This window comes from Nocardioides sp., assembly GCF_050246775.1.
Lineage (GTDB): Bacteria > Actinomycetota > Actinomycetes > Propionibacteriales > Nocardioidaceae > Nocardioides.
In genome coordinates, this window is the sequence record NZ_JBFWVK010000002.1 from 104,347 (window position 1) to 126,706 (window position 22,360).

The 22,360-nt window shown below is 68.6% G+C and carries 21 protein-coding genes and 2 tRNA genes; 3 read left to right on the plus strand and 20 right to left on the minus strand.

All coding sequences use genetic code 11. From position 1 onward, the window contains the following. Positions 1–19: 19 nt before the first annotated feature. From AB7I40_RS10340 to AB7I40_RS10400, 13 genes are all read right to left on the minus strand, one after another. Positions 20–550 (minus strand): hypothetical protein, encoded by a 531-nt coding sequence (locus tag AB7I40_RS10340; protein ID WP_428346129.1) that lies wholly within the window; start codon positions 548–550, stop codon positions 20–22. 103 nt (positions 551–653) lie between these two features. Beyond that, positions 654–1,937, minus strand: a complete 1,284-nt coding sequence (gene clpX / locus AB7I40_RS10345) for an ATP-dependent Clp protease ATP-binding subunit ClpX (RefSeq protein ID WP_428346130.1) — start codon at positions 1,935–1,937, stop codon at positions 654–656. 179 nt (positions 1,938–2,116) lie between these two features. Beyond that, the gene (locus AB7I40_RS10350) at positions 2,117–2,725 is read right to left on the minus strand and encodes an ATP-dependent Clp protease proteolytic subunit (RefSeq protein WP_428346131.1); all 609 of its coding nucleotides are present in this window, start codon (positions 2,723–2,725) and stop codon (positions 2,117–2,119) included. A gap of 4 nt (positions 2,726–2,729) precedes the next feature. Further along, complete coding sequence (locus AB7I40_RS10355; protein WP_428346245.1) at positions 2,730–3,335, minus strand: ATP-dependent Clp protease proteolytic subunit; 606 nt, start codon at positions 3,333–3,335, stop codon at positions 2,730–2,732. 107 nt (positions 3,336–3,442) lie between these two features. Further along, positions 3,443–4,630, minus strand: a complete 1,188-nt coding sequence (locus tag AB7I40_RS10360; protein ID WP_428346132.1) for an esterase/lipase family protein — start codon at positions 4,628–4,630, stop codon at positions 3,443–3,445. Positions 4,631–4,867: 237 nt separating this feature from the next. Then, positions 4,868–6,250, minus strand: a complete 1,383-nt coding sequence (gene tig, locus AB7I40_RS10365; RefSeq protein WP_428346133.1) for a trigger factor — start codon at positions 6,248–6,250, stop codon at positions 4,868–4,870. A 48-nt stretch (positions 6,251–6,298) separates the two neighbouring features. Further along, positions 6,299–6,371: transfer RNA gene (locus AB7I40_RS10370), tRNA-Pro, on the minus strand. Positions 6,372–6,407: 36 nt separating this feature from the next. Continuing rightward, a tRNA-Gly gene (locus tag AB7I40_RS10375) sits at positions 6,408–6,478 on the minus strand. 53 nt (positions 6,479–6,531) lie between these two features. Next, positions 6,532–7,587, minus strand: coding sequence for a PP2C family protein-serine/threonine phosphatase (locus tag AB7I40_RS10380; RefSeq protein WP_428346134.1), 1,056 nt, complete (start codon positions 7,585–7,587; stop codon positions 6,532–6,534). Between the two features lie 70 nt (positions 7,588–7,657). Beyond that, complete coding sequence (locus tag AB7I40_RS10385; protein WP_428346135.1) at positions 7,658–8,506, minus strand: Fpg/Nei family DNA glycosylase; 849 nt, start codon at positions 8,504–8,506, stop codon at positions 7,658–7,660. Continuing rightward, complete coding sequence (locus AB7I40_RS10390; RefSeq protein WP_428346136.1) at positions 8,499–9,005, minus strand: ribose-5-phosphate isomerase; 507 nt, start codon at positions 9,003–9,005, stop codon at positions 8,499–8,501. The genes AB7I40_RS10385 and AB7I40_RS10390 overlap by 8 nt, the downstream gene beginning before the upstream one ends. Positions 9,006–9,033: 28 nt before the next feature. Then, entirely contained in the window at positions 9,034–9,924 is an 891-nt protein-coding gene (locus AB7I40_RS10395; protein ID WP_428346137.1) for an alpha/beta hydrolase, read from the minus strand. Beyond that, on the minus strand, positions 9,924–10,490 hold the full coding sequence (locus tag AB7I40_RS10400; protein ID WP_428346138.1) for a hypothetical protein: 567 nt from the start codon (positions 10,488–10,490) through the stop codon (positions 9,924–9,926). Before AB7I40_RS10400 ends, AB7I40_RS10395 begins: the two co-directional genes overlap by 1 nt. A 46-nt stretch (positions 10,491–10,536) precedes the next feature. Between AB7I40_RS10400 and AB7I40_RS10405 the strand changes: the two genes are divergently transcribed. Further along, positions 10,537–10,887 (plus strand): DUF2568 domain-containing protein, encoded by a 351-nt coding sequence (locus AB7I40_RS10405; protein WP_428346246.1) that lies wholly within the window; start codon positions 10,537–10,539, stop codon positions 10,885–10,887. A 10-nt stretch (positions 10,888–10,897) separates the two neighbouring features. On the opposite strand, the gene AB7I40_RS10410 is transcribed toward AB7I40_RS10405, so the two are convergent. From AB7I40_RS10410 to AB7I40_RS10430, 5 genes are all read right to left on the minus strand, one after another. Then, positions 10,898–11,689 carry an enoyl-CoA hydratase-related protein gene (locus tag AB7I40_RS10410; RefSeq protein WP_428346139.1) on the minus strand — a complete coding sequence of 264 codons (792 nt, stop codon included), beginning with the start codon at positions 11,687–11,689 and terminating at the stop codon, positions 10,898–10,900. Continuing rightward, a complete protein-coding gene (locus AB7I40_RS10415; RefSeq protein WP_428346140.1) occupies positions 11,686–13,764 on the minus strand; it encodes an acetate--CoA ligase family protein in 2,079 nt (692 codons plus the stop codon). Before AB7I40_RS10415 ends, AB7I40_RS10410 begins: the two co-directional genes overlap by 4 nt. A 5-nt stretch (positions 13,765–13,769) precedes the next feature. After that, a complete protein-coding gene (locus tag AB7I40_RS10420; protein ID WP_428346141.1) occupies positions 13,770–14,930 on the minus strand; it encodes an acyl-CoA dehydrogenase family protein in 1,161 nt (386 codons plus the stop codon). Continuing rightward, positions 14,930–15,418 carry a thioesterase family protein gene (locus AB7I40_RS10425; RefSeq protein ID WP_428346142.1) on the minus strand — a complete coding sequence of 163 codons (489 nt, stop codon included), beginning with the start codon at positions 15,416–15,418 and terminating at the stop codon, positions 14,930–14,932. Before AB7I40_RS10425 ends, AB7I40_RS10420 begins: the two co-directional genes overlap by 1 nt. Positions 15,419–15,494: 76 nt before the next feature. Then, positions 15,495–16,295, minus strand: a complete 801-nt coding sequence (locus AB7I40_RS10430; protein WP_428346143.1) for an IclR family transcriptional regulator — start codon at positions 16,293–16,295, stop codon at positions 15,495–15,497. Positions 16,296–16,350: 55 nt separating this feature from the next. Between AB7I40_RS10430 and ppk2 the strand changes: the two genes are divergently transcribed. Next, a complete protein-coding gene (gene ppk2 / locus AB7I40_RS10435; protein ID WP_428346144.1) occupies positions 16,351–17,241 on the plus strand; it encodes a polyphosphate kinase 2 in 891 nt (296 codons plus the stop codon). A 3-nt stretch (positions 17,242–17,244) separates the two neighbouring features. Here ppk2 and metG read toward each other — a convergent pair whose 3' ends face one another. Together metG and AB7I40_RS10445 are read right to left on the minus strand one after the other, a co-directional pair. After that, the gene (gene metG / locus AB7I40_RS10440; RefSeq protein WP_428346145.1) at positions 17,245–19,050 is read right to left on the minus strand and encodes a methionine--tRNA ligase; all 1,806 of its coding nucleotides are present in this window, start codon (positions 19,048–19,050) and stop codon (positions 17,245–17,247) included. 85 nt (positions 19,051–19,135) lie between these two features. Beyond that, a complete protein-coding gene (locus AB7I40_RS10445; protein ID WP_428346146.1) occupies positions 19,136–19,735 on the minus strand; it encodes a DsbA family protein in 600 nt (199 codons plus the stop codon). A gap of 70 nt (positions 19,736–19,805) precedes the next feature. Here AB7I40_RS10445 and pepN point away from each other — a divergent pair, with 70 nt between their 5' ends. Further along, on the plus strand, positions 19,806–22,349 hold the full coding sequence (gene pepN, locus AB7I40_RS10450) for an aminopeptidase N (protein WP_428346147.1): 2,544 nt from the start codon (positions 19,806–19,808) through the stop codon (positions 22,347–22,349). Positions 22,350–22,360: the final 11 nt, after the last annotated feature.

Sequence of the window (22,360 nt, forward strand, 5' to 3'; positions counted from 1 at the left end):
CGTCAGCGCCGAATCGGGCTCACTGGCCGTCGGAGGGCTCGACCGGCTCGATGGGAGATGCCGACGGCGAGGACGCGGGCTCCTGCGGGCCGGTGAAGGTCTGGACCACGGTGAGGCCGCGAGTGGCATCGGTCTCGTTGTCGCCCGGAGGGTTGCTCGGGTTGTTGCCGCTGGAGGGGTGGTGACCCGGGTGGCGCCCGCCCTGGTCGGTGGTCTGGTGCACTGGCTGCGGGTGGCGCGACGGGTGGTGGTTGACGCTCTGGTTGTGCCGCACGGGGGTGTGCTGCTTGGTCGCCACCGTGGTCCGGGTGGTCCCGCCCGTGGCGGCCGCCTTCTCGATGACCGGCGCATTGCTGACGGTCGGCCTGGTGGGCGTCGCGGCTGCGTCGGCGGCTGGTTCGGGTGCCTGGCTCGGCTCGGCCACGGCCGCACGATGCCACGGAACACTGACCCCGAAGAGGGCTTGCGACTTCATCGTCGTCCCCACCACGATCCCGCAGATCACAGCGACGAGGACGAACGCGAAGAGCGGTCGCTTGTGTTCATACACATGCCAAGTCTGCCCGGACAACCGGAGAGTTGAAGGTTTCTCCTGACAAATGGTCAGAAATGACTAGATGGGCGCGAGACGGCCCATCCAGGTGGGTCAGACCTCAGGCGGACTTCTTCTTCTTCGACTCGATCTCACGCGGGATCAAGGTCGGGTTCACGTTGTCCGACACCACCTCACGGGTGATGATCACCTTGGCGATGTCGCCGCGGGACGGAACGTCGTACATCACGTGGAGCAACACCTCCTCGATGATCGCGCGCAGTCCGCGGGCGCCGGTGCCGCGCTCCATCGCCTTGTCAGCGATGGCCTGAACGGCGTCCTCGGTGAACTCGAGCTCGACACCGTCGAGCTCGAACAGCTTCTGGTATTGCTTCACGAGCGCGTTCTTCGGCTCCGTGAGGATCGCCACCAGCGCCTCGTTGTCGAGCCGGGTGACGCTGGCGATCAACGGGAGTCGGCCGATGAACTCGGGGATCAGGCCGAACTTGGTGAGGTCCTCCGGGCGCACCTGGAGCAGCAGCTCCTCGGCCTCGCGCTCAGCCGCGCCGCGGATCTCGGCGGTGAAGCCCAGCGACTTCTTGCCGACCCGCTGCTCGATGATGTGCTCCAGACCGGCGAACGCCCCGCCGACCACGAACAGGATGTTGGTGGTGTCGATCTGGATGAACTCCTGGTGCGGGTGCTTGCGACCACCCTGGGGCGGCACGGAGGCGGTCGTGCCCTCCAGGATCTTCAACAGGGCCTGCTGGACGCCTTCGCCCGAGACGTCGCGGGTGATCGAGGGGTTCTCCGCCTTGCGGGCCACCTTGTCGATCTCGTCGATGTAGATGATGCCCGTCTCGGCCTTCTTGACGTCGTAGTCAGCGGCCTGGATCAGCTTGAGGAGGATGTTCTCCACGTCCTCACCGACATAACCGGCCTCGGTGAGGGCCGTGGCGTCGGCGATCGCGAACGGCACGTTGAGCATCCGGGCCAGCGTCTGGGCCAAGTAGGTCTTGCCGCATCCGGTCGGACCGACCACGAGGATGTTGGACTTGGCGACCTCGACGTCATCCTTGGCGTGCTTGCCGGCCCCGAGCGCGGTGGCTCCGGCCTGGACGCGCTTGTAGTGGTTGTAGACCGCCACCGCCAGCGTCTTCTTGGCCTGCTCCTGGCCGATGACGTAGGTGTTGAGGAACTCGAAGATCTCCTTGGGCTTGGGCAGTTCGTCGAGGCTGACCTCGGTGCCCTCGCTGAGCTCTTCCTCGATGATCTCGTTGCACAGGTCGATGCACTCGTCGCAGATGTAGACCCCGGGTCCGGCGATCAGCTTCCGGACCTGCTTCTGGCTCTTCCCGCAGAAAGAACACTTCAGCAGGTCGCCTCCGTCACCAATGCGTGCCACGGGCGGTCATCCTTACAAGCGGGCCGGAGCGGGGGTCGCCTCGGCGGTGTACATCTGGTCGAGCTGCCAACTTCAGTTCGATCAGGCCGCACGGCGACCAGGTCGAGAACTCTTCGACGGTACCCCGTGTCACCCCCTTTTGCAGGGGGTGACACGAGATGTCTTGCTGCTGCGGGGTGTCAGGCCAGCGCTGGGATGTTCTTGCGTGACTCCAGCACCGCGTCGATCAGACCGTATTCCACGGCCGCTGCAGCGGTGAGGATCTTGTCACGCTCGATGTCGCGACTGACCTGCTCGATGTCGCGACCGGAGTGCTCGGAGATCATCTTCTCCAGCAGCTCGCGCATCCGCAGGATCTCGTTGGCCTGGATCTCGATGTCCGAGGTCTGGCCGAAGGTGCCTTCGGTGTAGGGCTGGTGGATCAGGATCCGGCTGTTGGGCAGGGCCAACCGCTTGCCGGGGGCGCCGGCGGCCAGCAGGATCGCGGCCGCGGATGCTGCCTGACCCAGGCAGACGGTCTGCACGTCGGGCTTGATGAACCGCATCGTGTCGTAGATGGCGGTCAGGGCCGTGAACGAGCCGCCGGGCGAGTTGATGTAGATCTGGATGTCCTGGTCGGGGTTGATCGTCTCCAGGCACAGCAGCTGGGCCATCACCGCGTTGGCGATGTCGTCGCTGATCGGCGTCCCGAGGAAGATGATGCGCTCCTCGAAGAGCTTGGCGTAGGGGTCGATGCGACGCACGCCGTACGACGTGCGCTCTTCCCACTGCGGGATGTAGTAGTTCATCTGATCAGTCCTTCTGCCTGGCCGGACGGCCCTCGTCGGCGGCCTCACGGGCACTCTTGACGACCTGGTCGACCAGGCCGTAGTCCTTGGCCTGCTCGGCGGTGAACCACCGGTCGCGGTCGGCGTCGGCGATCACCTGCTCGAGCTCCTGACCGGTGTGCTCGGCGATCAGCTCGAGGAGCACCTTCTTGATGTGCAGGGACTGCTGGGCCTGGATCTTGATGTCGGAGGCCGAGCCGCCCATGCCGGAGGACGGCTGGTGCATCATGATCCGCGCGTGCGGCAGGGCGTAGCGCTTGCCCTTCGTGCCGGCGCACAGCAGGAACTGACCCATGGAGGCAGCCAGGCCCATGCCGACGGTGGCCACGTCGTTGGGGATGTAGTTCATGGTGTCGTAGATCGCCATGCCGGCGTCCACGGATCCACCGGGTGAGTTGATGTGCAGGAAGATGTCGGCTTCGGGGTCCTCGGCCGACAGCAGCAGCAGCTGAGCGCAGATCGCGTTGGCGTTCTGGTCGCGGACCTCGGAACCGAGGAACACGATGCGCTCACGCAGCAGCCGCTGATAGACGTTGTCGTCGAGTCCGTAGGACTGGCCGCCCCCATCCATGCGGGGGCTCTGGGTGGCAAAACTGGTCTGGTTCACGTGGGCGACCTTAGCCCGAAGCGGGGACAGTTCCACGGGATAACACGTGCTGTTCGCCCAGAGCGGAGAAGTCAGGCGCGGCCGTCGTCCCACGGGTCGGCGAGCCACCGCGACAGTGCCAGGTCCACGTCTCGGTGGTTGAGCAGGTCGAGATGGCCGACGCCCTCGAGATGCAGGACCTCGGCGTCCGGGAACAGGTCGCTGCGGCGGTCCCGGCCGGTCGCGGAGCCGCGGCGCACCATCGCATCGCCGAACAGCACCCCCCAGCGACCCGGCAGGGACCCCGACACCAGCCGGTGCCGGACGCCGGGATGTGCCTCCAGCTCACGCAGCCCGAGACCGAGATCGACGATGCCGACCGAGCGGACGTCGAGGAGCCTGCCGAACGCCGCCGTCTCCGGGAGCCGGGCCAGGTGCTGCGACCCGAACCCCACAGCCCGGGCGAGGTCGGCTCCGAGGTGCGGGGTGCCCAGGGTGATCACGTCGCTGAGGGCGCCCTGCCACGGTTGGGTGGTCGCTCCGGCCGTGGCGTTGGCCGTGGCCACCGCGCAGCCAGCGCGGGCGATCAGGCCCCCCATGGAGTGACCCACCAGGGCGATCCTGCGCGGTCGGCTGGGCCACGCGTCGTACAGGTCCTGCAGGAGGCCGGCCAGCGCTGCCCCGTTCTCGCGCAGCGACAGACCCGTGTTCATCCGCAGCATGACCGGCGTCCAGCCCTGCGCGGCCAGCGTCTCGGCGTACGTCGAACCGCGCCGGTCACGCTGGCGCGACCAGTGCTCGTCGTGCTCGCCGAGACCGTGCAGGAAGACCACGACGCGGTCGGTGGCCTCGGGGAAGGCAGCGCGGAGACTGGAGTCGTCGAGGAGTACGTCGCGCCCGTCGCGGCGCACGCTCATGGCGATGCTGAGCCTCGACTGCTCCAGCTCGAACCGATCCCCCAGCAATCCGTTGAGAGCCGAATGCACGGTGGCCGCGCGCCGACCCGTCAGTCCGCGGCCGCGACTCAACCCGCCGAGCACTGAGGTGGCCACCGAGCCGGCCCGCAGGCCGAGCCTCAGGGACCCGAACACCGCTCCGGAGATGTCTCGGTGGAGCTGCTCAGCCCCAGCGGCCGCCCCGTGGGTGGCGGTGTTGACGGCGCCGTACGCCCGAGTCGTCCAGGCGTCGTGGGTGTCACGAACGGTCTGCAGGACGACTTCGTCGACGTACGCCGGGATGAGCTCGAGGACGTCGGCGAGTCCCGGCTCAGCGGAGGGCATGCAGCCAGTGAACGCGGCGTGGCCCGGGCATGCAAGGCACCGAGCCGCACGTCACACCAGGCAATCGACCCGTCGGGGATCGGCCTGGATCTCCGACCGCGAAACGGGTCAGAGGAAGTTCGCCCGAAATGTCTCCAGATCGGACCTGGTGGTCAGGGGTTGTTCGCGGTTGTCAGCCGGGGCAATGGCTGACAACCGCGGGTTTCCCCGGCCGACCGGGGAAACCCGACGCCGACGTCAGGCCTGCGCGTCGTCCGTCTCGTCCGACTCGTCCGACTCGACCGCAGGCTCACCGATGCTGCCGTCGGGCAGCAGGTTCTTGAGCTCGACCACGTTGCCGGAGGCATCCTTCACGACGGCGGACTCGACGATGGTCGCCAGCGCCTTGCCGCGCAGGATCTCCTGGACGAGGTCCGGGATGTGGTTGTGCTCGAACATGTGGTTCGCGAACTCCTGCGGGTCCTGGCCGGACTGCTGGGCGCGGCGCACGAGGTGCTGGGAGAGCTCGGCCTGGTCGATGCCGAGCTCTTCCTTCTTGGCGATCTCGTCGAGGATGAACTGGGCGGCGACCGAGTCGCGGACCCGGCGGTCGAGGTCGGCCTCGAACTCCTCGACGGTCTGACCCTCGTCCTCGAGGTACTTCTCCATGGTGAGGCCGGCGTAGACCAGCTGCTCCTCGATGTTCTGGCGGCGCGCGTTGAGCTCGTCGGTCACCAGGGATTCGGGCAGCGGGATGCTGACCTGCTCCAGCAGCTTCTCCAGCACGGCGTCACGGGCGGCCGCAGCCTGCTCGAGCCGCTTGCCACGACCCAGGCGCTCCCGCACGTCGGCGGTGAGCTCCTCGGCGGTGTCGAACTCGGAGGCGAGCTGGGCGAACTCGTCGTCCACCTCGGGGAGCTCCTGCTCCTGGACGGCGGACACCGAGACCAGCACCTCGACGGGCTCGCCCACGAGGTCGCCACCGACGAGCTCGGAGGAGAAGGTCGTCTCGTCGCCGGCCGACATGCCCGCGAGGGCCTCGTCGAGGCCGTCGAGCATGCCGCCACGACCGACCTTGTAGGACATGCCCGCGACCTCGGCGCCCTCGACGACCTCGCCGTCCTGGGTGGCCTTGAGGTCGATGGTCACGAAGTCACCGTCGGCGGCGGCGCGCTCGACGTCGACCAGGGTGCCGAACCGCTCACGCAGCGCCTCGACCTGCTCGGCGACGTCCTCGTCGGTGACCGCGACGTCCTCGACCTCGGCCTCGAGCCCGTCGTAGGACGGCAGCTCGATCTCGGGCTTGACGTCGACCTCGGCGGTGAACTCCAGCAGGTCGTTGTCCTCCAGCTTGGTGACCTCGATCTCCGGCTGGGCCAGCGGCTGCAGGTTGTTCTCCTGCATGGCCTCGATGTAGGCCTTGGGCAGCATCTCGTTGATGGCCTCGTCGAGGACCGCTCCGCGCCCGACCTGGCGGTCGATGACCGCGGCGGGGACCTTGCCACGGCGGAAGCCGGGCACGTTGATCTGCTGGGCGATCTTCTTGTACGCCGCGTCGAGGCTCGGCTTGAGCTCCTCGAAGGGCACCTCGACGGTCAGCTTGGCCCTGGTCGGGCTCAAGGTCTCGACGGCGCTCTTCACAGGTTGTCTCCTCAAATTCTCGGGTGGTTCAGGGGTGAGCAGGTTGCGTCGGGGCGACAGGACTCGAACCTGCGGTCTCCTGCTCCCAAAGCAGGCGCGCTAGCCACTACGCTACGCCCCGCCAAGAGGCTCACTGAATGACCAGTGAGCTCCTGAGAGCGGATGACGGGAATCGAACCCGCGTAATCAGTTTGGAAGACTGAGGCTCTACCATTGAGCTACATCCGCGCGCACGTATTTGTGCGGTGTCATGGTGCCACACCGCGCCTGACCTCAACGAATCAGCCTCTGCGGTGGATGAGCAGCAGGGCGCGGTCGTCGTTGGTCGAACCCAGCGTCTCGATGAGGCGTTTGGCGCCATGTTCGAAGCCCTTCTGCAGGAGCCGGTCGCCCTGCCCCAGGAGCTTGTCGATGCCGGTGGTCATGTCGCGGTCGGGCGCCTCGACCAGGCCGTCGGTGTAGAGCAGCAGGGTGTCGCCCGCGCGCAGGTTGTTGCGTGAGACGACGAACTCGGCGTCCTCGATCAGGCCCAGCACCGGTCCCTCGGTCTCGTGGACGATCCACCTGCCGGATCCGGCGTGGAGCTGCACCGCAGGCGGATGCCCGGCCGTGCGCACCTCGAAGTCGCCGGTGACCAGGTCGAGGGAGAGGTGTACGGCGGTCGCGAACCCCTCGACCCACTGCTGCCGCAGCAGGTAGTCGTTGGCGGCGGTGAGGAACTCGCTGCGTGGCATTGCTCCCAGCAGGCCCCCGAAGGCCCCGGACAGGAGCAGCGACCGGGTCCCCGCCTGGATGCCCTTGCCCGAGACGTCGACGACGGCGACGTCGAGCCGGGTCGTGTCCGGGGTCGTGCTGGCCACCACGAAGTCACCCGCGAAGGGGGTGCCACCAGCCGAGCGCAACGCCGACTCGGCGTACCAGCCGGAGGGTAGGTCGGGCAGCTCACCCTGGCTCTGGATCCGGTCGCGCAGGTCCACCAGCATCGACTCGCCCGTCGATCCTGCGACGCCGAGCCGGGTGCGGCGAAACGAGCTGAGCAGGATGATGAAGCCCAGCACGAACAGCGTCGCGATCGAGACGACGATCCAGGCGTTGAGCTTCTCCTGTCGGGGCACCAGCAGCGCCACCACCGCGAGCAGGAACACCACGAACCACGGCAGTTGGCGCGGGCCGAGCCACAGGCTGGCCAACACGAGTGGGAGCGTGAAGACCGAGACCGGCCAGAACGTCGGGAAGTTGGCGTTGAGCACCGCGATCAGCAGGGTCAGCGCGGTCAGCATCAGCACCGAGCGCGCGAACGCCCCGCGCCGCGCCAGGCGCCGAAGCGCACTGCGCACGCGCGGAGCGACACCGGGTCGCTGCGGGGGCCGGGCTGGAGTCACCGTCGTGCCTTTGATCTGGGAAGGATCATCGTAGGGCCCGCGACCTGAACACCGGCTGGCAACGGGGGCACCAGAACAGATTGCGCCCCACGAGCACCTGGGTGCGCACCTTGGCTCCGCAGACCAGGCACGGCTGGCCGGTGCGTCGGTAGACGTAGACCTCTCCCCCGTGGTCGTCGACCCGCGGTGCCCGTCCCATGGCCTCCGGCGTGTGCTCGGGGCGCACGGTGTCGATGCGACCGGTCTCCACGCCGTAGGCCATCAGCTCGACCAGGTCGTCCCACATCGCCTGCCACTGAGTGCGGCGCAGCGTGTTGCCGGGGCGCAGCGGGTGCATCCGGTGCCGGTAGAGGATCTCGGCACGGTAGACGTTGCCCACTCCCGCCAGCACCGCCTGGTCCATGAGCAGGTCGCCGATCAGTCGGTGGCTGCGGGTGATCCGCCGCCATGCGAGGTCCGGGTCGGCGTCCGGGCGCAGTGGGTCGGGACCGAGCCCGGCGATGATGGCCTCACGCTTGGAGCTCGTCACCAGGTCGCACTGGGTGGCACCGCGCAGGTCGGCGTACGCCGGGGCCACGTCGCTCGAGCCGTTCGAGACCAGGCGAAGCCGAACCTGGCCGACGGGGACGGGAGCGGGGCCGTAGGTGATGTCGAACTTGCCGATCAGGCCGAGATGGACGTGGATGAACCGCTCCCCCTCGAACTCGACGAAGAGGTGCTTGCCGGCCGACTCGGCACCGGTCAGCAGGGCCCCGTCGAGCTGGGCCGCATCGGCCGCGAACTTGCCCTGCGGGCTCCCGACGCGCACGTGCTGGCCACCGAACGCGAGGTCGAGGTCACGGGCCAACCGGTGCAGGGTGTGACCCTCAGGCACCGGGCCCCCGCAAGGCGGACTCGGGCAGCGGCGGGAGGTCGCCGGTGATCTCGTAGGCGGACAGTTGGGCGATGCGGCGCACGTGGCGCTCCTCGTTGCTGAACGGGGTGGCCAGGAAGACCTCCACGAACCGGGTCATCTCCTCCAGTGAGTGCATCCGTCCACCGACCGAGATCACGTTGGCGTCGTTGTGCTCGCGGGCCAGGACGGCTGTCTCCTCGGACCACACCAGCGCAGCGCGCACTCCCTTGACCTTGTTGGCGGCGATCTGCTCGCCGTTGCCCGACCCTCCGATCACCACGCACAGGGCCTCGACGCCGTCGCTCTGGTCGGCCACCACGCCTTCGGCAGCCCGAAGACAGAAGACCGGGTAGTCGTCGACGGCGTCGTAGACGAACGGTCCGTGGTCGACCGCCTCGTGACCGGCGTCGAGGAGCCAGTTGAGCAGGTGTTCCTTGAGGTCGAGGCCGGCATGGTCGGAGCCCAGGTGAACGCGCATGGCGACAGTTTTGCAGACCGGCTGCCGGTCAGGGGCAGTGCTGTCGCAGGAATCCAGCCACTGAGCGCGTCACCGGTTCGGCGGCGTCGAACACGTCCACATGCCGCCAGAATCCGTGCACCTGACCCAACTGCCGGGAGGCGACCACGTTGACGCCCTCCTCGGCCAGGAGAACCGCCAGGTGCTCGCCCTCGTCGCGTAGGGGATCGTGCTCGGCGGTCACGATCATGGTGGGCGGCAGGCTGGCCAGCCGGTCGGAGTTGAGCGGTGCCAGGTCGGGATCGGTCAGGTCGGCGGCGGTGGCGGCGTACTGCTCCCAGTACCAAGCCGCCTCCCTCGGGTCGAAACCCTCGTCCTGGGCTGCTGCCTCGGCGTACGACGCGAAGCCGGCCGTGGGATCGAGGAACGGGTAGATCAGGACGAGTGCGGCGAAGCGGCCGGGGTTGCGCAGTGCCGCCACGAGGGCCAGGTTGGCGCCGGCGCTGTCGCCGTGGGCGCACAGTGGCCCACTGTCCTCACCGATCTCCCCCAGGTGCGCCAGCACGGCGTCGACGTCGTCCGGCGCCGCCGGGAAACGGTGTTCTGGCGGTCTGCGGTAGTCGACGCTCAGCACGCTCAGCCCCGACCGGTTGGCCAGCCGACGACAGGCCGCATCGTGCACCTCGACGTCGTTGAACACGAAGCCCCCGCCGTGCAGGTGCAGGACCAGTCCCGAGCCCGGGTCGGCCGGACGGTAGAGCCGGCACGGAACCCCGCCCGCGTCGACGTCGCGGACCTCGGCAACGTCCTCCCGGGGTTGGGCCAGGGCCTCCTGCCGAGCTTGGGCCCGGGCCGCCGTGACGTCGAAGCCGGGGTCGAAGACCCTGGGCTGGCCGGAGGCGAGCTCGATGGCGCGGCGGGCCTGTGGGTGAAGCACCATCAACGGTCCATCATCGCGTCCATCGCCACCGCGACGGCCGCAGCCACCCGAAAGTCGACTCGCTGGTCGGGCACGCGGACGGTGTACTTGTCCTTGATGCCACCCTGTCGCTCGACCGACATCAGCGGGGCGCCGCCGGCGTCGACGTAGTCGAAATGGATGGGGAGCGGGAGGTTGACGAAGCGTCGCACGAGGGCCACCGCCTGGCTGCGCTCCTGGCCGGTGCCGGTGTAGCCGGGCCCTTCCAGGCGGTACGTCGAGCGCATCAGGCTGGCCCCGAAGTCCTTCTTGAAGAAGCCGATCTGGTTGCCCGCCTCGTCGGTGACGTCGTATCCGGCGCTCAGTTCCATGACCGATCGCGCCTTGAACCCGAACACCGGGCGGGTCTTGGCCGGGTCGAGGTAGAAGGTGACCTGCTCCTTGAAGGCCATCTTCTTCTGCTCCGCGAAACCGAGGAGGTCACCGAAGCTGCCGTCGGGGTTGGCCGCGAGGAGCTCATAGCGGTTGCTGATCATCGCGAACTTCTGCTTCACGTAGAAGGTGGGCACGTACATCGCTGCGGTCATGCCACGGACCTTAGCGAGCCGGGGCACACTGGTCATCGTGACCGCCATGCTCATCCTCGCCCTCGTGTTCCTCGACGAGGTGCTCGTCGCCGTCGCCGCCGGGGTCTGGGGCGGCTACGCGTTCGGTGTGCTCGGCGGAATCCTCGCCCCGGTCGTGCTCGTGGCGCTCTGGTGGGCCTTCGCCTCCCCCAAGGCGCCGTACGGCGGCCCCGTGGTGCGCCCCGTCGTGAAGGTGCTGGTGTTCTCGGCCGCGACCGCCGGGTTGTGGGCGGCCGGTCATCCCCGGTGGGCGCTGGCCCTGCTCGCCTTCTCGGTCATCGTCAACGCCCTGGCGCAGCTGGGTTTCGTACGACGCACCTTGGCTGAGCTGGAGAGGCAGGGGCCGACGGCGGGTTGAGGGTCGGGGGTCAGCGACCGGTCCAGCGCGGGGCGCGCTTCTCGGTGAAGGCCAGCGGCCCCTCCATCGCATCAGTGGATGCCAGCATGGACTCGTAGCCGCTCAGCCGACCACTGCGCAGGGTCGCGAAGCCCTCTTCCACGCTGCCGGTCTCGGTCTCCCGAACGATCTCGAGGATCGCGGCGGTGGCCAGCGGTGCGTTGGCGGCGATCTGGGCCGCGAGCTCTACCGCGCGCGGGACCAGCCGATCGGGCGCCACGACGTCGACCACGAGCCCCCATCGCTCGGCCTCCGCAGCTGACATCCGGCGACCGGTGAGCAGGAGCTCCAGTGCCACCGTCCGGGGCAGGCGCCGAGGCAGTCGCAGGACGCCGCCGGAATCGGCCACGATGCCCAACGTGACCTCGGGAAGGGCGAAGGCCGCCACCGAGGAGGCCACAGCGAGGTCCGCGGTGAGCGCGAGCTCCCATCCGCCGCCCATGGCCAGACCGTTGACGGCGGCGATGACCGGTTTGCGGCGTGAGTGGAACTCGGTGAGGCCGGCAAAACCGCCGGGCCCGTGGTCGGCCTGCACGTCCTCGCCGCCAGCAGCAGCCTTGAGGTCCCAGCCTGCCGAGAAGAATCGATCCCCGGCGCCGGTGAGCACGGCGACGCGCAGCGAGGCGTCCGCCTCGAAGTCGGCGATGGCCGCGTAGAGCGCGTGGCTGGTGGCCACGTCGATGGCGTTGGCCTTCGGCCGGTCGAGGGTGATGAGCAGCACGTTGTCCTCGTGGACCTCGGTGCGCACGGGCGGTGCGGTCATCTGCGGGCCTCCTCATCGGGCAGCGGCGGGTGGGTCCAGCGGGACACCGCGTCAGCGGCCACGACCCCGTCGGAGCCGACCATCAGCGGGTTGATCTCGATCTCCACCAGGGTGTCGCGGCGCTCCTCGACGTACGCCGCCAGCGCCAGCACGGCGTCCAGGACCGGTCCGGGCTCGGCTCCACGACCCCGGAATCCCGTGACCAGTCGCCAACAGCGCAACGACTCCAGTCGCTCGGCCAGCATCGCACGCTCGACGGGCAGCAGGAGGGTCACCACATCGTCCAGGATCTCGGCCAGCACCCCACCGGCCCCCACCGTGAGGGCCAGACCGACCCGCGGGTCGTTGCGGATCCCGACCAGCAGCTCCAGGCGCACCCCCGAGACCATCTCCTCCACAAGGACGGTGGCGCCGAGGGCACGCACCGACGTGGCTGCTCGACGTACGTCCGCCTCCGAGCGCAGGTCGAGGTGGACGCCCCCGCTGTCGGACTTGTGCTGCAGATCGGAGGACACGACCTTGAGGACCAGTGGCCAGGCCAGCTCCCTGGCAGCCGCGCCGGCCTCGTGCACCGGGACCACGGTGCCGCGGGGGACGGGCACCCCGGCAGCGGCCAGCACGGCCTTGGTGCTCGGCTCGTCCCAGGCGCACGGCTCTCCCTGGGGACGGGCCGGGCCCGGCACGACCACCTCGCCGCCCCGAGCAGCCGCCCTGCCGATGGTGGCAGCGGCGGCGATCGCGGACAGGCAGTCGTCGATCCCCTGCATCGGGGCGATGCCCGCGGCCAGCAGCCGCTCACGGATCGGTTCGGGGAGCCCCTCGGGAAGGGAGGTGACGACGGCGGCCGGGCTGGGCGCCGCCGCATGTGCGGCGACGAACGCGTCCAGCACGGTGTCGAACTCGGCAGTGTCGCAGCGGTCGTCGCGCGGGACGTCGAGGAGCAGCACGTGCTGGTCGAAGCCGGCGGCCAGGAAGGCGGCGAAGCAGGCGCGGAGCGCGACCGGGTCAGCCCAGATGTAGGTGTGGTAGTCCAGTGGGTTGCCGACCGCTACCCGCTCGCCGAGAATGCGTTCGAGGGTGCGGCCGACACCGCTCGGGAACGGCGGCAGCTCCAAGGACCGTCCTGACACCAGGTCGGCCACGTGTGCCGCCTCACCGCCGGAGCAGCTCGCGGTGGCGATCGAGGTCGGGCCCACCCCTCGCAGCGGACCATGCACGTGGAGCAGCTTCAGCGCCTCCACGAGAGCCTCGACCCGCTGCACCCGGGCGATCCCCAGCCGATCGAAGAGGGCGTCCACGAGCGCGTCGGGCCCGGCCAACGCGCTGGTGTGGCTCCGGGCGATCTGGGCACCCAGCGTTGAGCCACCCGCCTTGAGGGTCACGATGCCGACGCCCCTGCGCTGGGCCAGGCCCGCCACCTCGGCCAGCGCCACCACGTCCGGCATCGTCTCGAGGTAGAGCCCGATGGCCGTGACCCGGGGATCCTCGAGCAGCGCCGCCATCATCTCGGGCACCCCGGTCACTGCACTGTTGCCGACGCTGACCAGGTGGGCCAACGGGAGGGAGCGCCGCTGCATGCTCAGGTTGAGCGCGATGTTGCCGCTCTGCGAGATCAGCGCGACGCCGCGCTCGACCCGACCGCCGCCGTGCTGGTCGGACCACAGGGCCACGCCGTCGAGGTAGTTGACCAGGCCGAGACAGTTCGGGCCGGCCACGGCCAGGTCGCCGGCGGCCGCGACGAGCTGGCGCTCCAGCCCGGCGCCGTACTCGCTGTCCTCGCTGAACCCCGATGCGTGGCACACGGCACCACCGACGCCGTGGTCGGCGAGCTGGCCGACCACGGCCACCGTCTGCTCGCGCCCGACGGCGACGAAGGCTGCGTCGGGCACCTCGGGCAGGTCGCTCAGACTGCGGTGGCACGGTACGCCGGCAAGCGCGACACGGGTCGGATGAACGGCCCAGATCCGGCCCGGGTAGCCCAACGCGCGACTCTGCTCGATCGCGACCTCGGCAGCGCGACCCCCGATGGCGACGAAGGACTCGGGCGCGAGCAGCCGCTGGAGATTCTTGCGCATGCCGCTCAGGCACCCAGGGGGCGCAACATCGACCGCGAGATGATGTGGCGCTGGATCTCGCTGGTGCCGTCCCAGATCCGCTCGACGCGCGCGTCACGCCAGAACCGCTCGATGGGCAGCTCGTCCATCAACCCCATCCCGCCGTAGATCTGGACGGCACGGTCGGTGATCCGCCCCAGTGCCTCGGCTGCGAACAGCTTGGCCATCGCGGCGTCCCGATCGGTCATCCGGCCCTCGCCGAGCTTCCAGGCGGCCTGCAGGGTGAGGAGCTCTGCGGCCTCGAGCTCGGTGGCCATGTCGGCCAGCGGGAAGCTGACGCCCTGGAACCTGCCGATCGGCTCCCCGAACTGGACACGTTGCGCTGCCCATGCGGTCGCCAGCTCCAGCACCCGGCGAGCCCGTCCGACGCTGTTGGCCGCGACCGTGAGCCGACTCGCGCCCAGCCACTGCCCCATCAGGTCGAAGCCGTGGTGCTCCTCGCCGAGCAGGGCCGCAGCCGGGACCCGGCAGCCCTCGAAGGCCAGTTCGCTGTGGTGGTAGCCGCGGTGCGAGACGCTCGACGGCCCGCGGGTGACCGTGAGTCCCGGGGTGTCGAGGTCCACCAGGAACGCGCTGATCAGCTTCTTCTGCCCGTGGCTGGTCGACTCCACACCGGTCGCTGCGAACAGGATGACGAAGTCGGACTTGTCGGCGTTGCTGATGAAGTGCTTCGTCCCGTCGATGACGTAGTCCGACCCGTCACGTACGGCGCGGGTGCTCATGGAGCGCACGTCCGAGCCGGCCCCGGGCTCGGTCATCGCGAGACAGTCGTGGCGCTCCCCGGTGATGGCCGGAAGCAGGTAGCGATCGCGCTGGTCGCCTGCGCAGGCCTGGAGGATGTTGCTGGGCCGGGCCACCAGGAACTGCAGGGCGTAGCTGGCTGCCCCGAGCTCCCGCTCGACCAGCGTCATGGTCACCGGATCGAGGCCGCCACCGCCCAGCTCGGCAGGCATGTTGGCGGCGTACAGCCCGGCGGCCAGGGCCCGCGACCGGATCTGCGCGACGAGCTCGGGGCGCACCTCCCCGACGCGCTCCACCTCGTCCTCATAGGGATACAGCTCGCGGGTCACGAACCGGCGCACCGTGTCGACCACCGCCGCCTGCTCGGCGTCCAGCCCGAAATCCATCAGGTGTCCCGACGGCGGATCTTCATCGGTTGACTCAGCCCCTCTGGTGCCGGCAGTCCCCGGTGGGCCGTGTCGATCGCCGCCACCCGCTCCAGCATCTCGCCGGGCATCGGGGCGGTCCGACCTGCCGCCATGTCCACGTGCACGAGCATCTGCTCGGCCGTCGCAGCCACCTCCCCGGAGGCGGCGTGGATGACTTGATGGAAGAGGTGGATGCGACGGCTGTCGTGGTCCAGCACCTGGAGCGTGAAGTCGAGGGCGTCACCGAGGCTCGCCTCGCGCCGGTGATGCAGGTGGGTCTCGACGGTGTAGAGCGAGTGTCCGGCGGCTCGATAGGCCTCGTCGATCCCGATGCAGCGGAAGAAGGCGTCGGAACTGTCGCCCACCACCAGCAGGTAGCAGGACTCGCTCATGTGTCCGTTGTAGTCCACCCACTCGGGAAGGACGATGCAGGAGTGCAGCCGAAGTGGTGCACCGGTCTTGACCATCACAGCCGCCTGTTTCATATCGTGAAACTCACGAGTCACTATGTGAAACACAGTGTGTGGAGTAGCTCGCCGACTGTCAAGGGTGCGGGCGAGCCAACTCCGCCGACAGCTCCCGAGCTGCCTCTGCTGCGATCCCGCCCAGCTCGTCGAACCGCGACACGGGCACCCGCTGGGTGGGGCCCCAGATGTTCATCACGGCGTAGGGGCGCTGGTCGCCGGGGCGGAACACCGGCGCCGAGACCCCGTTGAGCGTCGGCTCCATCTCCCCCGCACACGCTGCGTAGCCGTCCTTCCTGACCTGGGCGAACTCGGCCACCAGTGCGTCGACGTCGTGCACGGTGACCGGCGTGTAGGCATCCAGCGGAGCGTGCAGCCGCGCTCGAGCCTCGCCCTCCGGCAACCAGGCGAGCACGGCACGGCCGGCAGAGGAGGCGTGCATCGGGATCTCGCGCCCCAGCCAGCTCACGGCCAGGACTGTCGGTGGCACGGCCTCCGCAACGAAGGCCACCCCGCCAGGGCGTACGACGGCCACGTCGGTGGTCTCGCCTGTTGCGGCGCACACCCGGTCCAGGATCGGTTGACTTCGCCGCACGAGCCCGTCGTACCCCGCACTCGAGGCCATCCGCAGCAGGTCGAACCCGATCAGGAAGCGCTGGTTCGAGGGGTCGCGGTCCACCATGCCCCGGTCAGCCAACGAGCCCAGCAACCGCCAGGCCGTGGCCTTGTTCAGGCCACACACAGCGGCGAGTTCGCTGAGCGTGGCACCCTCGGGAGAAGCATCCGAGACTGCCCGCAGCAGACGTAGAGCCCGGTCCACCGACTGGACGCGGCCACGGTCGGCGACACCGCCAGATTCAGGATCCGCGCCTGCAGTCACAGGTACGGACTTTAGCCCCATGTGCTGTTCATCTTGGCTCACTACGCTGACGTCCGTGCTCATCGACGTCCGCGAATACATCGACCGCCTCCACATCGAGGGTCACACCATCGGCGAGGACCATGACGACGATCCGGTGCTGATCGACGCCACGGGCCGCGCCGTGGACACGTGGCGGGAGAACTATCCCTACGACGAGCGCATGGACCGCGACGAGTACGACGAGCAGAAGTACCTGCTCCAGGTCGAGTTGCTCAAGTTCCAGTCGTGGACCAACCGCACCGGCGGCAAGCACGTGTTGCTCTTCGAGGGCCGTGACGCGGCGGGCAAGGGTGGCACCATCAAGCGGTTCATGGAGCACATGAACCCTCGTTACGCCCGCACGGTGGCGCTGTCCAAGCCCAGCGACCGCGAGCAGAACCAGTGGTTCTTCCAGCGCTACACCCAGCACCTGCCGACCTCGGGCGAGCTCGTCCTGTTCGACCGCTCCTGGTACAACCGGGCTGTGGTCGAGCGGGTCTTCGGCTTCGCCACCGATGACGAGTACGAGGTCTTCATGCGCCAGGCCCCGTCGTACGAGCAGATGCTGGTCGACAGCGGGATCACGGTGACCAAGTTCTGGTTCTCCGTCACGCGCTCGGAGCAGCGGACCCGGTTCATCATCCGCCAGGTCGACCCGGTCCGTCGCTGGAAGCTGTCCCCGATCGACCTGGAGTCGCTGGAGAAGTGGGATGAGTACACCGAGGCCAAGGAAGCGATGTTCCGTCGCACCGACACCGACATCGCGCCGTGGACCACGATCAAGAGCAACGACAAGAAACGTGCCCGGGTCAACGCCCTGCGACACTTCCTGACCCAGTTCGACTACGACGACAAGGACGCCGACATCGTCGGACAGCCCGACCCGCTCATCGTCAAGCGCGGGATCGACGCCGTCGGCGACTGAGCGTCACTGCCCCAGCCGGGCCAGCTCCTCCTCGACGACTGCAGGATCGAGCTTCACGAACACCGGCGTCGGCTTCCCGACCGGGGTCCCGACCGTGATCGGCGCTCGCTGCCAGGCCCTGGCCGTGGTGTAGTCGCCGGTGAGGATCGGATAGCCCGCGCCCCCGTCGAGGTCCTCGGCCTCCTCGAGGTGCGGCATCGGCTGCACCTGGCCCGTCCCTCCGAACACCTCGTCGACCGTGTTGGCCGAGAACGGCAGGAAGGGCGACAGGATCAGGTTGAGGTCGCTCACGCACTGCGCCATCACGTGCAGGATCGTGGCCAGCCGCTCCGGGTCGTCCTTGACCTTCCAGGGCTCGGAGTCCGAGACGTACTTGTTGACGTCCGCGACCGTGCGCATCGCCTCGCCGATCGCCTGCTTCTGTCGGTGCCGCCCGATCAGCTCGCCGACGGTGCCGAACGCGGCCTCGACGGTGGCGAGGACAGCCTCGTCGGCCTCGGTCAGCCGACCCGCGGCGGGCAGTTCGCCGAAGTTCTTGCTGATGAGCGTCGCCGTGCGGTTGACCAGGTTGCCCCAGCCGGCCACCAGCTCGTCGTTGGTCCGGCGCACGAACTCCGCCCAGGTGAAGTCGGAGTCCTGGTTCTCCGGGCCCGCAGCCGCGACGAAGTAACGGAAGGCGTCGGGCTGGTAGCGGCTCAGCAGGTCGCGGACGTAGATCACGACCCGCTTGGAGGAGGAGAACTTCTTGCCCTCCATGGTCAGGAACTCGCTCGAGACCACCTCGGTGGGCAGGTTGAGGACGCCGTACTTCCCGGGCTCACCACCTTTGTCGCCCTTGCCGGCATAGGCCAGCAGCTCGGCCGGCCAGATCTGGCTGTGGAAGGTGATGTTGTCCTTGCCCATGAAGTAGTAGGACAACGCCGTCTCGGTCCCGGAGCCTGTCGAAGGGTTCCACCAGTCGCGCCAGGCCTCCGGGTCGCCGGTGCGCCGGGCCCACTCGATGGAGGCGCTCAGGTAGCCGATCACGGCGTCGAACCAGACGTAGAGCTTCTTGGTCGGGTTCTCGCGCCACCCGTCCAGGGGCACGGCGATGCCCCAGTCGATGTCTCGGGTCATCGCCCGCGGCCGGATCTCCTTGAGGATGTTCTGGCTGAACCGGATCACGTTGGGCCGCCACGTGCCCGACGCCTCGCGCTCGTCGAGCCACTCGGTCAGGGCACCGGCGAGCGCGGGGAGGTCGAGGAAGAAGTGCTGGGTCTCGATGAACTCCGGGGTCTCCCCGTTGATCTTGCTGCGGGGGTTGATCAGGTCGTGCGGATCGAGCTGGTTGCCGCAGTTGTCGCACTGGTCGCCGCGCGCACCGTCGTGCCCGCAGATCGGGCAGGTGCCCTCGATGTAGCGGTCCGGAAGCGTTCGACCCGTCGACGGCGAGATGGCGCCGTACGTCGTCTGCTCGACGAAGTAGCCGTTCTCGTAGACACCGAGGAACAGCTCCTGGACGACCGCGTGGTGGTTGCGGGTCGTGGTGCGGGTGTAGAGGTCGTAGGAGACCCCGAGGGCGCAGAGGTCCTCAGCGATCATCCGGTGATTGGTGTCGGCGAGCTCCTGGGGCGGCACCCCGGCCTCGTCGGCGGCGATCAGGAGGGGGGTGCCGTGCTCGTCGGTGCCCGAGACCATGAGGACCTCGTGACCGGCCATCCGCATGTACCGGCTGAACACGTCGGAGGGCACACCGAAACCGGCCACGTGACCGATGTGGCGCGGGCCGTTTGCGTACGGCCAGGCGACGGCAGACAGGACATGACTCATGCGCTGATCCTAGGGGCTCGCGGCAACGCGATAACCTCCGGTGGTCGGGGCGACCAGGGGGTACGACGTCGCGCGGATGGACGCGTCAGCTGAAGTCGAGGTCCCCGGTGCGGCTGCGCTTGAGCTCGTAGAAGTACGGGAACGAAGCGACCGCGACACAGCCGTCCCAGAGCTTCCCGGCCTCCTCGCCACGCGGGATCTTCGAGAGCACCGGACCGAAGAACGCCGTGCCCTCGATGGCGATCGTCGGGGTCCCGACCTCGTCGCCGACCTGGTCCATGCCGAGGTGGTGGGACTTGGCCACGGCCTCGTCCAGGGAGCTGTCGTCCATCGCGTCGGCGAGCTCCACCGGCAGGCCCACCTCGAGGAGCGAGGCCTCGATCATGTCGCGCGCGATCGGCATCTGCTCGTGGTGGATACGGGTGCCCATCGCGGTGTAGAGCGGCAGCAGGACGTCGTCACCGTGCGCCTGGGCGGCCGCGATGCACACCCGGACCGGACCCCAGGCAGGCTTGAGCATCTCGCGGTAGTCGTCGGGGATGTCCTTGTCCTTGTTGAGGTAGGCAAGGCTCATCACGTGCCACGACACGGTGATGTCGCGGACCTCCTCGACCTCCAGGATCCAGCGGGAGGAGATCCAGGCGAAGGGGCACAGGGGATCGAACCAGAAGTCAGCTTGGGTCATGGCAGAAGTCAACCACCGCGATCAACACCTCATTCCCCTGCCCTGCGCTCCCAGTGACATGATGCTGGACATGCCTGGAACCAATCTGACCCGAGAAGAAGCGCACACCCGCGCCGGACTCCTCTCTGTCGAGTCCTATGCCATCGACCTGGACCTCACCGTGTCCGACAAGGTCTTCGCCAGCACGACCGTGATCCGGTTCTCGTGCTCCTCCCCCGGCTCGTCCACCTTCGCCGATCTCGTCGGCGCCACCGTCGCGGAGATCACGCTGAACGGCGTGGCCCTCGACGTGTTCGAGGTCTATCGCGACAGCCGGATCCAGCTCGACGACCTCGCCGCCGACAACGAGCTGCGCGTCGTGGCCGAGATGCCCTACAGCCACACCGGCGAGGGCCTGCACCGCTTCGTCGACCCGGTCGACGGTCGGGTCTACCTCTACTCGCAGTTCGAGGTCCCGGACGCGCGCCGGGTCTACACCACCTTCGAACAGCCCGACCTGAAATCGGTCTTCACGTTCACCGTGACCGCGCCAGCCGACTGGAAGGTCGTCTCCAACTCCCCCACGCCCACCCCGGTCGAGAACGGGCAGGGCACTGCCGTGTGGAGCTTCCCCACGACCGAGCGGATGTCGACGTACATCACCGCGCTCGTCGCCGGCGAGTACCACGAGGTCATGGACGAGTACGTCGGTGCGCACGGCACGATCGCCCTGGGTCACTACTGCCGGCAGTCGATCAAGGACCAGCTCGACGTCGCTGACCTCAACAAGATCACCAAGCAGGGCTTCGCGTTCTTCGAGGAGGCCTTCGACTTCCCCTACCCGTTCGGCAAGTACGACCAGCTCTACGTGCCCGAATACAACATGGGAGCGATGGAGAACGCCGGCTGCGTGACCTTCCGCGACGAGTACCTCCCGCGATCGCGTCAGACGCACATGTTCTACGAGCAGCGAGCCAACACGATCCTGCACGAGATGGCGCACATGTGGTTCGGCGACCTCGTCACCATGAAGTGGTGGGACGACCTCTGGCTCAACGAGTCGTTCGCCGAGTGGGCCTCGCACCACGCCATGGTCAACGCCACCGAGTTCACCGAGGCCTGGACCGGATTCACCAACGCCCGCAAGAACTGGGCCTACCGCCAGGACCAGCTGCCCTCGACCCACCCCATCGCGGCCGACAACTTCGACCTCGAAGCGGTCGAGGTCAACTTCGACGGCATCACCTACGCCAAGGGCGCCTCGACCCTGAAGCAGCTGGTGGCCTGGGTGGGCATCGACGAGTTCCTCGCCGGGCTTCGTGCCTACTTCAAGGCGCATGCGTTCTCCAACTCCGAGTTCAGTGACCTGTTGGCCGCACTCGAGGAGGCCTCGGGCCGAGAGCTGCAGGGCTGGGCCGGCGAGTGGCTGCAGACCTCCGGCGTCAACACGCTCACCCCCGAGTTCACCGTCGACGACGACGGCAACTTCACCACGTTCGCCGTCACCCAGACCGCGCACGAGGACTTCCCGACCATTCGGCGCCACCGGATCGGCATCGGCCTCTACGACCTCGTGGGCGACCAGCTCATCCAGCGGACCTCGCTGGAGATCGACGTCGCCGGTGAGCGCACCGAGGTCGTGAAGCTGGTCGGGACGGCCCGTCCGGATCTGGTGATCCTCAACGACGGCGACCTCAGCTACGCCAAGATCCGCCTCGACGAACGGTCGCTGGCCACCGCGGTCGACCACATCGACAAGGTCGACGACTCGCTGGCGCGCGCACTGTTGTGGGGTGCCACCTGGGACATGACCCGCGATGCCGAGATGAGCGCCACCGACTTCGTGGCGCTGGTCCTGCGCGGACTCGGCACCGAGACCGACCTGACGGCCGTGAGCCGGCTGCCCGGCTACGCCCGCCTCGCCGCGACGTACTACTCGGCCCCGCAGAACTCGGCCGCCCTCCAGTCGACGTGGGAGCGCGGCCTGCGCGGTCTGCTCGAGTCCGCCGAGGCGGGGTCGGACCACCAGTTGTCGTTCATCCGCGCCTACGCTGCGGCGGCCCAGAGTGACGAGGCCCTCGATCTCGTCTCGGGGCTGCTCGACGGCTCGGTCGCTCTGGACGGCCTGGCGGTCGACGCGGACCTCCGGTGGACCCTGCTCACCGCCCTGGCCCGCAACGGTCGGGCCGACCAGGCCGAGGTGGACGCCGAGCTGGCTCGCGACAACACGATCTCCGGCCAGGAGCACGCGGCATCGGTCCTGACCGTGCGACCGACCCCCGAGGCGAAGGCGCAGGCCTGGCACGACGCGATCGAGCGGGACGACGTGGCCAACGAGACTCAGCGCAGTGTGGCGGCCGCCTTCCCGGTGGCCGGCCAGGCTGAGCTGCTGGCGCCCTACCTGGAGAAGTACCTCGAGACCGCCGACACCATCTGGGAGGAGAAGGGGGTGCAACGGGCATCGACCGCCCTCGAGTACATGTTCCTGATGCCGCTGGTCTCCCCCGAGACCGTCGCGCGTCTCGATCAGTGGCTGGAGCAGTCCTCGGCGAACCCGTCGGCGAAGCGCTATGTGCGTGAAGGCCGCTCGGACATGGTGCGTGCGTTGGAGGCACAGGCCCGCGACGCCCGTTGAGGAGACGGGGA

Bases quoted from the DNA above. Each gene is read 5' to 3' on its own strand.
- pepN (WP_428346147.1), top strand. From the start codon at position 19,806: ATGCCTGGAACCAATCTGACCCGAGAAGAAGCGCACACCCGCGCCGGA.
- AB7I40_RS10395 (WP_428346137.1), bottom strand. From the start codon at position 9,924: ATGGTGCTTCACCCACAGGCCCGCCGCGCCATCGAGCTCGCCTCCGGC.
- AB7I40_RS10420 (WP_428346141.1), bottom strand. From the start codon at position 14,930: ATGGATTTCGGGCTGGACGCCGAGCAGGCGGCGGTGGTCGACACGGTG.
- AB7I40_RS10415 (WP_428346140.1), bottom strand. From the start codon at position 13,764: ATGCGCAAGAATCTCCAGCGGCTGCTCGCGCCCGAGTCCTTCGTCGCC.
- AB7I40_RS10400 (WP_428346138.1), bottom strand. From the start codon at position 10,490: ATGACCGCAGCGATGTACGTGCCCACCTTCTACGTGAAGCAGAAGTTC.
- AB7I40_RS10445 (WP_428346146.1), bottom strand. From the start codon at position 19,735: ATGACCCAAGCTGACTTCTGGTTCGATCCCCTGTGCCCCTTCGCCTGG.
- metG (WP_428346145.1), bottom strand. From the start codon at position 19,050: ATGAGTCATGTCCTGTCTGCCGTCGCCTGGCCGTACGCAAACGGCCCG.
- AB7I40_RS10405 (WP_428346246.1), top strand. From the start codon at position 10,537: ATGCTCATCCTCGCCCTCGTGTTCCTCGACGAGGTGCTCGTCGCCGTC.
- AB7I40_RS10390 (WP_428346136.1), bottom strand. From the start codon at position 9,005: ATGCGCGTTCACCTGGGCTCCGACCATGCCGGCCTCGACCTCAAGGAA.
- AB7I40_RS10410 (WP_428346139.1), bottom strand. From the start codon at position 11,689: ATGACCGCACCGCCCGTGCGCACCGAGGTCCACGAGGACAACGTGCTG.
- AB7I40_RS10360 (WP_428346132.1), bottom strand. From the start codon at position 4,630: ATGCCCTCCGCTGAGCCGGGACTCGCCGACGTCCTCGAGCTCATCCCG.
- AB7I40_RS10355 (WP_428346245.1), bottom strand. From the start codon at position 3,335: ATGGATGGGGGCGGCCAGTCCTACGGACTCGACGACAACGTCTATCAG.
- AB7I40_RS10425 (WP_428346142.1), bottom strand. From the start codon at position 15,418: ATGGTCAAGACCGGTGCACCACTTCGGCTGCACTCCTGCATCGTCCTT.
- AB7I40_RS10350 (WP_428346131.1), bottom strand. From the start codon at position 2,725: ATGAACTACTACATCCCGCAGTGGGAAGAGCGCACGTCGTACGGCGTG.